The sequence below is a fragment of the Staphylococcus sp. 11-B-312 genome (assembly GCF_016743055.1).
GTDB classification, from domain to species: domain Bacteria; phylum Bacillota; class Bacilli; order Staphylococcales; family Staphylococcaceae; genus Staphylococcus; species Staphylococcus ureilyticus.
Genome location: NZ_CP068241.1, coordinates 2337447 through 2350887 on the forward strand (window position 1 = coordinate 2337447; position 13441 = coordinate 2350887).

Annotated in this window: 10 protein-coding genes; 4 read left to right on the forward strand and 6 right to left on the reverse strand. The window is 29.9% G+C overall.

Features of this window, described 5'->3' with window-relative positions; genetic code table 11:
* Positions 1-174: 174 nt before the first annotated feature.
* From JG554_RS11305 to JG554_RS11315, 3 genes are all read right to left on the reverse strand, one after another.
* Positions 175-330, reverse strand: coding sequence for a hypothetical protein (locus JG554_RS11305; RefSeq protein WP_157948047.1), 156 nt, complete (start codon positions 328-330; stop codon positions 175-177).
* A gap of 76 nt (positions 331-406) precedes the next feature.
* On the reverse strand, positions 407-2434 hold the full coding sequence (locus tag JG554_RS11310) for an acyltransferase family protein (RefSeq protein ID WP_203265306.1): 2028 nt from the start codon (positions 2432-2434) through the stop codon (positions 407-409).
* Between the two features lie 303 nt (positions 2435-2737).
* The gene (locus JG554_RS11315) at positions 2738-4165 is read right to left on the reverse strand and encodes a glycosyltransferase family 2 protein (protein ID WP_192946083.1); all 1428 of its coding nucleotides are present in this window, start codon (positions 4163-4165) and stop codon (positions 2738-2740) included.
* A 116-nt stretch (positions 4166-4281) separates the two neighbouring features.
* Here JG554_RS11315 and JG554_RS11320 point away from each other — a divergent pair, with 116 nt between their 5' ends.
* Positions 4282-7467, forward strand: a complete 3186-nt coding sequence (locus tag JG554_RS11320; RefSeq protein ID WP_203265307.1) for a CDP-glycerol glycerophosphotransferase family protein — start codon at positions 4282-4284, stop codon at positions 7465-7467.
* A 228-nt stretch (positions 7468-7695) separates the two neighbouring features.
* The gene (locus JG554_RS11325) at positions 7696-9870 is read left to right on the forward strand and encodes a bifunctional glycosyltransferase/CDP-glycerol:glycerophosphate glycerophosphotransferase (protein WP_119505780.1); all 2175 of its coding nucleotides are present in this window, start codon (positions 7696-7698) and stop codon (positions 9868-9870) included.
* A gap of 143 nt (positions 9871-10013) precedes the next feature.
* Here the strand turns inward: JG554_RS11325 and hxlB are convergent, their stop codons facing one another.
* The 3 genes from hxlB to JG554_RS11340 form a co-directional block, all read right to left on the reverse strand.
* Positions 10014-10562, reverse strand: a complete 549-nt coding sequence (hxlB, locus tag JG554_RS11330; RefSeq protein WP_046207261.1) for a 6-phospho-3-hexuloisomerase — start codon at positions 10560-10562, stop codon at positions 10014-10016.
* Position 10563: 1 nt separating this feature from the next.
* On the reverse strand, positions 10564-11196 hold the full coding sequence (hxlA, locus tag JG554_RS11335; RefSeq protein ID WP_070039425.1) for a 3-hexulose-6-phosphate synthase: 633 nt from the start codon (positions 11194-11196) through the stop codon (positions 10564-10566).
* Between the two features lie 115 nt (positions 11197-11311).
* Positions 11312-12040: a glucosamine-6-phosphate deaminase gene (locus JG554_RS11340; protein WP_046207259.1), complete on the reverse strand. Its 729-nt coding sequence runs from the start codon at positions 12038-12040 to the stop codon at positions 11312-11314.
* A 360-nt stretch (positions 12041-12400) separates the two neighbouring features.
* Between JG554_RS11340 and JG554_RS11345 the strand changes: the two genes are divergently transcribed.
* Together JG554_RS11345 and bshB2 are read left to right on the forward strand one after the other, a co-directional pair.
* Positions 12401-12760 carry a YojF family protein gene (locus JG554_RS11345; protein WP_040029939.1) on the forward strand — a complete coding sequence of 120 codons (360 nt, stop codon included), beginning with the start codon at positions 12401-12403 and terminating at the stop codon, positions 12758-12760.
* Positions 12761-12772: 12 nt separating this feature from the next.
* A complete protein-coding gene (bshB2, locus tag JG554_RS11350; protein WP_019468220.1) occupies positions 12773-13438 on the forward strand; it encodes a bacillithiol biosynthesis deacetylase BshB2 in 666 nt (221 codons plus the stop codon).
* Positions 13439-13441: the final 3 nt, after the last annotated feature.

Below are 13441 nucleotides of genomic sequence, written 5' to 3' on the forward strand. Positions count from 1 at the left end.
ATTTCTAAATCTTTTTATTAAGTAAATGATTAAAAAAAGGGCAAGTATTCAAAATAAATACTTTTTGTATTTATTTCAATTACTTCCCCTAATTTGTTAGTAACATCAATTTATTAGTTATTCTTTGATAATCAAATATTCATATCTATTCACTCTCAGTTATCATTGAATGATTTAGTCAATATTGTTAATAATCAACGCATATGCTTTGTCTGATGTATCCTCATCTACTGTAATAGAATCTTTTTTATACCGCTTTAAAATGTTTATTACTCCCAAAATCGATAAATTAATACAAATGAAACCAATAATTCCTTTTACAAACTTCATAAATAATTCCCCTTTCCCATTACTTATATTAAACAACATAATCATACTTATTGAACTAAAAAAGAAATACTAATCGCTATATTTCATTTAAGTTTTTATCTTTATTGTCATCTTTATTTTCGATTGCATATTTCAATTTTTCTGCCAGCATATCCCCAAACGATTCTGAATAAGTATTTGTCATATGATCCATATCTCTATAAATTGCAACATTACCAATAACCGGTTTATATTGGTTATCTTCTTTGAAATATTCAGTTGGGTCAAATGTATACATATTATTATTGTTTTGTATAAACTTCTTCCAATACGATTGATCTTGTTGACTATGATAATTATTCATTTTATTAATTATTTTTTTCTCACCATACTTATCAAATTCCTCAGCAACGTTAAAATTATATGTTGGTATATCTCTAATTGCTAAAACGTCAATACCATAATCATTTTTTACAATATTGAGTTGATTTACCATTTGATCTTGCACCCACTTACTATCACTTGCAGCGGAAGTAGCATGTGAAACTACTAAGTCAATATCATCGTTGTTTTCCAAATATTTATTCACATTTTTTACCCACTTACCTTTATTCGAATCAGCTTCATAACCACTCGAAAAACGTGTGCCTGATTTAGTAATATTTAACACTCTATAATCATTTTTTTCTGCTGCTTTGATAAAGCCACCAAGCCAATGTTCTGAGTGAGAACTACCTACTAACGCAATAGTCGCTTTATAATCTTTTGTTTTACCATATTTTCCTACTTTAACATCTGTATCTTTGAGGTTTTGGTTACTTCCATCTTTGTGAGATTGTGGTAAGTCATCAAATGTATTTGCTGAGTTAGGTATTGGGTTCTGTTCTTTTACATTCAATTGTTTAAAAATAGCATTTACACCCGGATAATCTTTTGTATTGATAGGCTTGTCCATATTACTTTTATTTGAAAAATGTATTATGGATAGTGCAATGACCAATAACAAATTAATTGCTAACATCACTAAAATTGGTTTAAACGCTTTTTTGTTTATTTTATTATTTCTTATAGGCGCTTCAATATATTTAGTCATTAATAAAGATAGAACTATAGATAATAAAATAATTATAACCCCTTCTAATATTGAAGGATTTTCAGCTATTTTGTATTTGAAAAATGACAGTAATACCCAGTGCCATAAATAAATACCAAATGATATACCACCTAATTTTGTCATAATAGGTAAAGATAAAAATCTTTTCACACCATATTTAGTATCCACATTACCTGAGAGCACAATTAATAAAGCACATGTCATTGGCCATAAAGCAATGTAGCCAGGAAACATTGTAGAAACATCAAAGAGTGCCCCTGTTAATATCAATCCTACTAGACCTATCCACCCTATGATGGCAGCTACTTTTTTATTAATTTTAATACTAGCTAGGTTTACACATAACAACCCACCCAGTGCAAATTCCCATACTCTTGTAAAGGTTATAAAGTATGCGAAAGGTTGATTCACGATAGTAAGATATATCGAATAAATAAACGAAACAATAAATATGATTCCTAGAAAGAAATTGACAAGTTTCTTACCATTTGAAAGTGAATATCTTCTAACTAAAAATAGTACAAAAGTAAATAACAAAAACCAAATGATATAAAATTGTCCTTGTATGGACATAGCCCAAAAATGTTCTAATGGACTTTTCATTTGATTAGCATCTAAATAGTCGGTACTACTAAATGCCAATTGCCAATTTTGGTAATAAAATATGGAGGCTAATGATTCTTTAATTGTTTTCACTAAAATAGTCGAAGGTAAAAAGAATAAGCTTAATATTAATGTTACTAAAACAATAAATAATGCTGATGGTAGTAGTCTTTTCAACAACTTAGATATGTATGGCCAAAATTTATAATCACCTGTTCGGTTTATTGTAGAAATAATGGATGTAGTAATTAAAAAACCTGAGATTACAAAGAAAACATCTACACCACCTGATACTTTTCCAAACCAAATGTGATAAATTGCAACTAGCAAAGCTGCAACTATCCTTAAACCTTCTATTTCTGGTCTGAATTTTCTTTCTATGTCTATTAAATTTTTCCTATTTTCCATTTTGTTCTCCTTTAATTATGATCCTTTATAAAAAGAAGCAGGATAGAATTTTTCTATCCCACTCTAACAAAATCGATTAGAAACCGTACAAATTCCTAAGTATTTTTAAGAACTACTTAGGTCGTCTAAACCATCTACCTTACAAGATATTTATAGGTAAGCTTATAAATAACCAAATAAATGGTTGTACAATCAAATTACTTAAATCCAAAGTAATTATTGAGACTAAAATGTTAGCGTTCCTTCTCATTTTGTTTTTATTATTTAATTTTTTTCAAACATAATATGGTTTATTCAATAAATTCATGAACTAGATGTAACTTTGAGTGCCAGATTACCGTTGATTGTGGGATAAAATGTAGCAATTTTACCTGTAATTTTTACTTCTTTAGTAAAAGCATATTTAACATTTAATGTTTTGTAACTATCATACATAATCATAATATTAAAAATACCTAAAACTAATTTATCTAAATCTTTTTTATTTAATACAATTGTCAAAAAACCTTTGCTCAATGTAAATGTTTGAATGAATGTTGAATCTTGCCAATTTTTACGGTTTTCTAGTTGAATAGATGACACTCGTTCTTTGTCTAAGTTATGAATATCAATTTGCAAATATACATGTTCTTCAGAAACTTGTAAATTTTTCAGGTTACTAATTGGTGCGATATATTCAAAATGATAATCATCTACACTTGTTAAACTATAACGGTTATGATCGCGTTGTTCTAATAGCTTCACTCCTTGTTTCAACCATTCAAAGAAGTACACAAATTTCTCTAAGTCATTTTCATAAATAGCTTCTACAGCATTTTTAAATCTATAACTAATATTTTTAACAATTTTCTTTCTTACATAGTTATTATAATAAATACTTTTTATAATTTCAAAAACGCTTTCTTTTTCAGAATCATTTAAGTTGTTAAATACATGAGAATTACAATTATATAGCAAATCATATTCGACGATACGCAATAAAAATTTATCACGTGTTTTTGTATTTTTTATTTGTAAAGCTGCTTTAAAAATTTCAAAGTCGCTTTCCCTTTTTTTTATAAAATTCGTTCTTCTTATAATAGAAACGTTTTGAGACAATCTATTTAAATAACAACCTATATTATTAGTAGTAGTTGCACGTTTAGCCACATTAAACACATTCATAAAAAATAACTTATCTTCACCAAAGTGTAAGTCAGGTGAAAAATGAATGTTATTTTTTTTAATCAATTGACGGCTAATAAATTTACCACTAGGCCCTAAGTAATAATATAAGTATGGAATACTATTAGTTTGTTGATTAATATGGACTTGATCTGTCATAAACCGAGCATGAACTGATTGTTTATTGTCACTTACTTTTACTATTTTAGAAATAATCACATCACTTTTTAACCACTGTTTATTTTCAGCAATGTTTTCTAATATCGTAGGTTCTAACCAATCATCACCATCTAGAAAATATATAAAATCTCCTTTACTTAATTCAATTCCTTTATTTCTTGGATGTGACGGTCCACCACTGTTTTTGGGCAATCTATACATATTTAAATTTTCTGCTTCCGTATGTTGCACGATATCCCAAGTACAATCACTTGAATGATCGTCTATAACAATGATTTCATATTGTTTATTATTGAGTGTTTGGTTTACAACTGAATCTAATGTTTTTTTAATAAAATCTTCATTATTGAAGGTTGTTATGACAATCGAAAATAAAACTCTTTTCATATGTTACCTCCATGTAAATTATTTTCTTTTTGAAATTTGAATTATATTAACAATTATAGCCTATAGATTGTTATAATTATACTAATAAAAAAATATTTATTTTGGGAGGAAGTTTGTTGCAAAATATAATACAAGAAGGGTCAAACCTTAATATTTCTTTTAATGAAACAAATAGATCAATTGACAAATTATATATTAAAAACGAATATAACTCACTTTGTTATGAACCTATAGATGATACAGCTAACTTTAAGATTGATTTAAATGAAGTAATTTCTGTTTTTAAACAACAAGAGACGAATAAATTATATTTGGTCGTTGAAGAATCTGATGTAATTCTAACGACGCAAAAAAACCTGAAAGTTAATAACGCAAATTCAACTGTTTGCAATTTATCAGAAGTAACAGATGGTGACTTTTCTATCCATCCTTATATTACTAAAAATGGTTTTCTACACTTTTCAATGACTCAATATACACCTTCAAAAAATTATTTTTCAAGAAGACATATTGACTCATTTAGATTTAATAATCATGAAGCTAAAATCGAGGGACAATGTTCAATCATTAATTCAACCTTTGAAAACATAGCTCTGGTATTAGGAACACGATTTACGACTCGAAAAAAAATGATTACATTCCCAGCAAAGTCAATTACTAAAAGAAAACAGACAACTTACATAAATTTTTCATTAGATATTTATCATGAACTCATTGATTTCATGAAATATCCATTTGAAAACGGTGATATCATTGATATCTACTTAGAAATTGACATTCAAGAATCAAAATTACCTATTGAAGTTAAGTTGGGAAATCCTAGAATATTAGCAGAGCGCTTTCTTAAAGGGGAAATCATTACTGAATTCGAAAATGAAATCATCTCTATTACGCCTTATTTAACTATGAAAGGTCGCAACCTTTCATTTAGAGTCAATAGATATACAATCGATAGTTATTTAACTTATATACAAAATTTAAAAATGCCAAATATGAAATTACCCTTCAAAAAGCAAAATCAAAAGGTTTGGGTAATTGGTGAAAAATCGTATAAAGCTCAAGATAATGGTTATCACTTCTTTAAATATATGCGTACATACCATCCTGAATTACCTGTCTTTTACATAATTGAAAAAAACTCTATCGAAGCTAAAAATGTGCTTCCTTTTGGTAATGTTATTTACTATAAATCGCCAGAGCATTTCAACATTATGTTACATGCTGATTATATTTGTACAACACATCATCCCGAATTAATATTCCCTACTAATAGCGCCATTTACACAAAAAAGATTAAAGCAACTAGAGTCTTTTTACAACATGGTGTCTTAGGGGTTAAAAATTTATCAAATATTAATGGCAATCAACTGAAAGATTTCAATGTTGACCTTTTTATTGCAAGTTCTGAAAGAGAGAAAGAAATCGTAGTAAGAGATTTGAAGTTTGATAGTAAACAAGTTGTAGTGACAGGCTTAGCACGATTTGACGAACTTTTTAATCCGAAAGTTAATACCAAAGACCAAATTTTAATTATTCCAACATGGAGAGACTGGTTAATCAATTGGGAGCGACTAGAGGATTCTGAATATCTAGAAAATATCAACCAATTATTGAATAGTCCTAGTATTAAGTCTATTGCTAACAAAGGCAATGAAGTCATTTTCTGTTTACATCCTAATATGCAGCCTTTCATTGAATTATTTAATGTGCCAAATTATATTACAAGTATTAAACAAGGTGATGTTAACGTACAGAAACTAATCCAAGAAAGTAAATTAATGATTACTGACTATTCAAGTGTTGCATTTGATTTCAGCTTTTTAAACAAACCTGTGATTTATTATCAATTTGATAAACACGCATTTTTAGGTAATGAACCTTCACACCTTGATATAGAAAATGAATTACCTGGTACAATTGTTAATAATCAACATGATTTAGAATCATTGCTAAATAAAACGATTAGCAATCATTATCAAATCGATAAAGCAGTCGAAATAAAAGCAAATCGTTTCGTTAAATATCATGATCAACACAATAGCGAAAGAATTTTCGAAGCAGTCTTAAATCACAAAACAACTAACCAATTAAAAAGCAAATTTAAATATGATATATTGTCACAACATTTATTCAAACGTTTTAGAAAAAGTAAACAATACTTTAATGTAATGGATAAATATAACTCCGCTATTTCTAAGCTTGTACCAGTCAAAAAAGATTTAGTTGTATTTGAAAGTAATGTAGGCAAAGCTGTCAGTGACAGTCCAAAAGTTATTTATGACAAATTAAAAGCATATACTGACCATTACCAAATTGTATGGGTAAGTAATCAACAATTCCCTTTTAATGATCCTAACGTCATAACAGTAAAACGATTGTCACCGGAGTATTACCATTATTTATCACGTGCAAAATATTGGATAAATAACCAAAACTTCCCACATTATATTTCAAAACCTAAGGATACAATCTACATTCAGACATGGCATGGTACGCCTTTGAAAAAAATGCTAAATGATGTTGAAAGCTTTGAGGGTAGAGATGCGAACTATAAAAAACGCGTTAACGGAGCAATTCAATATTGGGATTATCTCGTTTCACCAAGTCCATATGCATCTGAATGTTTTAGATCAGCCTTTGAATTTCATAAAGATATATTAGAAGTTGGCTATCCACGCAATGATATATTCTACAATAACGATGTAGCTTATATTAATAATAAAAAAGAAAAAATCAAACAACGTTTGGGTATTCAAGATGATCGTAAAATCATCCTATACGCACCAACTTTCCGTGATGATGAAATTAATAAAGCTAAAAAGCATATCATCAACTTACAAATTGATTTACAAAAGATGCAAGAACAACTTAGTGAAGACTATATTTTAATTCTAAGGCCACATATAATTATTAGTAATGCATTAAAATTAGATAGTAGCTTAGACAATTTTGTAATTAACGGCAGTAAATATAACGATATCAGTGATTTATTCTTAATTACGGACATTTGTATCACGGATTACTCTTCTGTAATGTTTGATTTTGCTAATACTAGAAAACCTATGCTATTTTTCACTTACGATTTAGAACACTATAAAAACAGTTTGCGTGGATTTTATTTTGACTTTGAAAATGAAGCACCAGGTCCGCTTATAAAAACAAATGAAACATTAATACACGCAATTAAAAATATTGAACAAATTCAACAAGAATACAAAATGAAATACGAGCAATTTCACGAAAGATTTTGTTCATATGAGAACGGAACTGCAGCTCAAAGTATAGTAGAACGTTTCTTTTAACTAATGCACGTAATTATTATTAAAAATACAGTATATTTAATAACGTAAACAAATAAAATACCCACTCTATATGTATTCCTATTTGTTTATAATGTAAAAGATGTCAAAAATCTAATGATTAATATCAATGTTAGGAGTGAGTATTTGAAATCAAATAATCTCTATTTGATTTCTTAACTCACTCCTGTATTTATATCTAATACTATGTTCGAGAGGTGTTACCTAAATATGACCAATACATTGTCTATAATAGTCCCTTTTTTTAATAATGAAGATCACATTGAGCAATGTATCGCTTCATTAATGAATCAAACAGATAAAAATTTTAATTTAATATTAGTAAACGATGGTTCTACCGATACTTCAGAAAAGCGATTATTTAACCAAATCGATAATGATAATATAAATGTAAAGTACATTAAGTTCAATACAAATCAGGGCCATAGTCATGCAAGAAATGAAGCCATTGCTCATGTTAAAACGACTCATTTTTTATTTGTTGATGCTGATGATTTTCTTGCACCTTATACAGTTGAAATATATCTTAAATATTTAAAAAACTGTGATACCCTTATTGCTCCTATTACAGATTTTATTTTGAACATACCAACTGCATATACTGACGATACTTTGCAGGTTAATTATAAAAAAACACGAGAAAATGAAAGTAATATCTTAGCACAATATGCTATTGTTAACATTATTTTTAATACACGTATTGTGCTTCAACAAAAACTAATGTTTAATGAATCTTTGAATGTTTATTCAGATTGGTCGTTTGTCATCGACTATCTGAAATATGCAAAAACTTACGTTGATATTAAAGGAATCCCTTTCTATATTTGTGGGGAAATTTATGATCCATTGAATACAAATAAACTACGAGAACAATCTTTTGAATATTTATTTAAAGATTTTGTTAAAGCATCTCACGATGCACTTGCTCGCATCGAAGACCCAGTATTAAAACAATATGTACTTAAAAGTATATTAAAAGCTATCAAACTTTGGTTTGAACCCAGTGACCCTGATATTGAAAAGAAATATCGCATCGGTCATAAATCATTAACTAAATTAATTCCATTACTAATGCCAGCTATACAACGCGAAACCAAGTTTCTATTTAAAGTCGAATTATTATTATTACAACATACAAATTATCGATTGGCACTTTCTTTTAATAAGTGGAGATTACGTACAAGATATTTAAAAAATATCTTGCTAAACAAACCAAATAAAAACCTTTCTAAATATCTTTTATTCAATAAAAAGAAAGATGTAGACAATGAAACGATAGTGTTTGAATCTTTTAGTGGGAAAAATTATAACGATAGCCCAAAGTACATTTATGAACACATGCAACATAAATACCCTAATCTCAAATATTATTGGATTTATGACACACAAAACAAAGCAAATTTCCCTCAAGAATTAAATTTAATTGCTAAAAACAGTAAATCCTATTTCGACATTTATCGAAAAGCACATGTTTGGGTTACAAACGCTAGGATACCAGTGCACATCAACAAAAAGAATAATCAATTATATATTCAAACTTGGCATGGTACCCCACTTAAAAAATTAGCAAATGATATGAAAGTAGTACGAATGCCCAATACAACTACTGCATCTTATAAAAAATCATTTTATAACGCAACTCGCCGCTGGGATTACTTAATATCACCCAATGCCTATTCCACCGCTATTTTTCAATCAGCATTTTGGATGCAAAGAGAAAACATTTTAGAAATCGGTTATCCTAGAAATGATATTTTAGTCAATCATGCTCAGAACCAACCATATATTAATGAAATTAAAGCAAACTTAAATATACCTCTTGATAAAAAAGTTGTTTTATATGCACCAACATGGCGAGATGATGAATACGATGAAGCAGGTAATTATCAACAAACTGTACAACTAGATTTAACTAAACTCCGTGCAAATATTAGTGATCAATATATTATCTTATTACGCATGCACTATCTAATTGCAAATAAACTTGATTTGAGCGATTATGAAGACTTTATCGTTGATGTTTCCGATTATAGTGATATTTCTGAGCTTTACTTAATTAGCGATGGTTTAATCACGGATTATTCTTCCGTGATGTTTGATTATGGTGTTTTGAAACGCCCTCAATTTTTCTATGCTTATGATATAGAAAAATACAAAGAAAAATTACGTGGATTTTATATTGATTATTTCCATGAATTACCAGGTCCTATTTTCACAAACACTGATGAAGTGATTGAAGGCTTAAATCACTTTGCATATTATGCACAACAATACAGCGATAAAATAAACAGTTTTCATAATAAATTTTGTTCAATCGAAAATGGCCATGTTTCTCAATATATTGGTGATTTGATTTATAATAATATTCACAATCCTAAAAATTAATAATATTCAAACAAGCGTACGATTAAAATTAATTTGTAAAATTTCTCATAAAAAAAGAGCTAATCATTTGAGATTAGCTCTTTTCTATGAGGATGAGATTCATCGTTCACGTCCTCAACGAAAAAACGTTTTATTCTAATACACTACTCTAAATTAGCATGATTACTTTGCATCGTTTCCTCATCGACATTAAGTTCGTTCATTAAATCTAGTACTAAACTATCTAAAAAGACTTGCGCTGCTTGTTCAAACAAACTACCTAAGGGTTGTGCAGATCCTTCTGCATCATATTTTGTACCTGCAGGAAGTTCTATAACAGTGTTGGCCAATGCGCCAATTGCCGAATTTGGATTCGTAGATAATAACACAACTTCTGCATCAACAGATTTTGCTTTTTCAACTAATAATCTCAAGTGTTCCGTTGAACCTGAACCTGAAATGACAATAAATAAATCATTTTCAGTAATTGAAGGTGTAGTTGATTCTCCAACAACATAAGCAAATTTCCCAAGTTGATTTAAACGCATAGCAAAACTATTTGCTACAAATCCAGAACGTCCTTTACCTGCTACAAATACATGTTTTGCTTTAGTCACTTGCGATAAAAAAGCTTGTGTTTCACTATCTCTAACATGAGATAACGTATGATCTAACTCATCTAAAATCAAACGATAATTTGTAATTTCACTCATCTTATCTACCTTCAATCGCATCTCTACATTGTTTTGCTGCTTCAACTGGGTCATCTGCGTTAGCAATGCCGCCACCAACTACAACTAAATCTGGGTCCTCAGCTACCACTTCTTTAATTGTATCTGGTTTAATACCACCAATTACAGCAACTTTAGAATTGTTAATTACGGATTTAACTTGTCTTAAGCTTTCTAATGGTGATTCACCTTCTGCTTGTAAATCATAACCAGTATGCACAGCGATATAATCTGCACCTAATTCATCTAATTCTTTCGCACGTTTTTGTAAATCTTGTACTGCAATCATATCTACAAGTAATTCTTTATTATTTTTATGTGCTTCGTCTACCGCAGCTTTAATAGATGCATCTTCTGCAACACCTAGGATTGTAACTACATCTGCACCATACTTAACAGCTTGGCTTACTTCATAATCTGCCGCATCCATAATTTTTAAATCTGCAAGTACTTTCACACCATCGATATTATTATCTAAATGTTGTACAGCCGGTAATCCTTCATTAATCACAATAGGAGTACCAATTTCTACAATATCAACATAATCTTTAACTTTATTTGCAAGCTCTGCCGCTTCCTCTTTATTTAATAAATCAATTGCTAGTTGTAATTCCAAAATGATCATCCCTTCTTGATTTAATGATAGGCATGGAAATCATGACCTAACTTACTTTATTTAAAAACTTACGCATAAATGCTTTACCCTTAAAGTAATAATTTAAACTGAGAGATTATAAGCGAGGTGCTGCAGCGTCATCAACGTAAATTTCAACATCAGGATGTGCAAGCAGAATCGTAGCTGGAACCTGTTTATTAACTTCATGCTTAGCTAATTGTTCAATTGCTTCTCTTTTTTTCTCTCCAAATGCTAACAAAATGATTCTTTTCGCTTTTAAAATTGAAGCTAAACCCATGGACACAGCTTGTTTAGGTACTTCACTTTCATTATCAAAATAACGACTATTTGCATTGATTGTACTATCAGTTAAATCCACAACTTGAGTGGTACTATTCATATCAGTCCCTGGTTCATTAAAACCGATATGACCATTTTCACCAATACCTAATATTTGTATATCCATTGGTCCTTTTTGATTGATTAAATCTTCATATCGCTTCGTTTCTTCCATTAAGTTTTCTGCAGCTCCATCAGGAATGTGTATCAAAGATTTCGTAAAATGTGGATAACGATTAAATAAAATATCATTCATATAACGATGATAACTTTGTTCATGCGTCGCAGATAAACCGACATATTCATCTAGATTAAATGTTTCTATTCCAGATACATCTAATTGATTCTTTTGCAGTAAACTAACTAGAAATTCGTAAACTTCTACCATTGTCCCACCTGTAGCTAATCCTAATTTACTATGTGGTTGTTGACTCATTTGTTTAAACAATTCACATGCAACATAAAATGAAGCATATGCACTAGACCCTAAATTTGTGATTTTCATGTTATTGCCCTCCCAAATATATTAAATTTGTCATTAGCTATAAACAAAATGTGAATACACTTCTATTATACGTGCTTTTAATCGTTTTTACAGAAAATCGATATTTGATAAATTGTAATGATTGTTTAAAATGACTAAAAGTATAATGAGCAGACTAATACATTTTCATCGCTGTTTTTAGTAAAATAAATAGATAATCAAAATTTTATGTATAAATCTAAGTTGAAATTCATTTTTCAGGTAGAAAATGTTTCAAAGTCAGTTTACACTAAAGATTAGACTGATTATTTTTATTAACACTTGTATCGTACAATTTATTGCATAAAAATATAGGGGTTTGGAATCAAGGAGGCAAAAAGTTTGGAATCAATAATAGATGAAAAAGTACAAACATTACTTTCTTCATATGAAGATAAACCCGTGTATTTACATGTAGAGACGACGAATGGTGCATATGCTGCACATTTTGACCAACGTGTATTTAACGCGGGCACTTTTTTAAGAAATATTCAAGTCACTTTTGAGCATGCACAGCTTAAAGGTGGTAATAAAGACCCATATCGTGTAGGTTTAAAACTAAAAGATGGCGGTTGGGTCTACGTTCAAGGTTTAACACATTACGAAATAAATGAGCAAGGTGAATTTCTATTAGCTGGCTTTAACTATGAAGGTCAACTAGCTGCTGCTTTAGAAATAAGCACTCAACCATTTAAAGCATAAGGAGGATGAATCATGACAGAGGAAAGCCATGTATTAGTTATTTTTCCACATCCAGATGATGAATCATTCTCATCTGCAGGGACATTGGCACGTTATATAGATAATGGTGTACCAGTCACATACGCTTGTTTAACATTAGGTCAAATGGGACGTAATTTAGGTAACCCACCATTTGCCACTCGTGAATCTTTACCTGACATTCGTGAAAAAGAATTAGAAGCTGCGATGGCTGCCATTGGTATAACTGATTTACGCAAAATGGGCTTACGTGATAAAACTGTAGAATTTGAACCTCACGACGAAATGGATGAGATGGTACAGTCATTAATTGATGAATTAAATCCATCCGTCATCATATCGTTCTACCCTCAATTTGCAGTGCACCCAGACCATGAAGCTACAGCAGAAGCAGTCGTGAGAACTGTGGGACGCATGAAGCCATCAGAAAGACCCCGTCTACAACTTGTTGCATTTAGTAATGATGCGCCTGAAAAATTGGGTGAACCTGACATTCTAAATGAGATCAGTGATTATAAAGAGGTAAAACTTCGCGCGTTTGAAGCACACGCATCTCAAACAGGACCATTCTTAAAACAACTTGCTACACCTGATGTTTCTGGAGAAGCGCAAAGCTTTTTAGAAGTTGAACCTTATTGGACTTATAACTTTGAATCTTAAGTG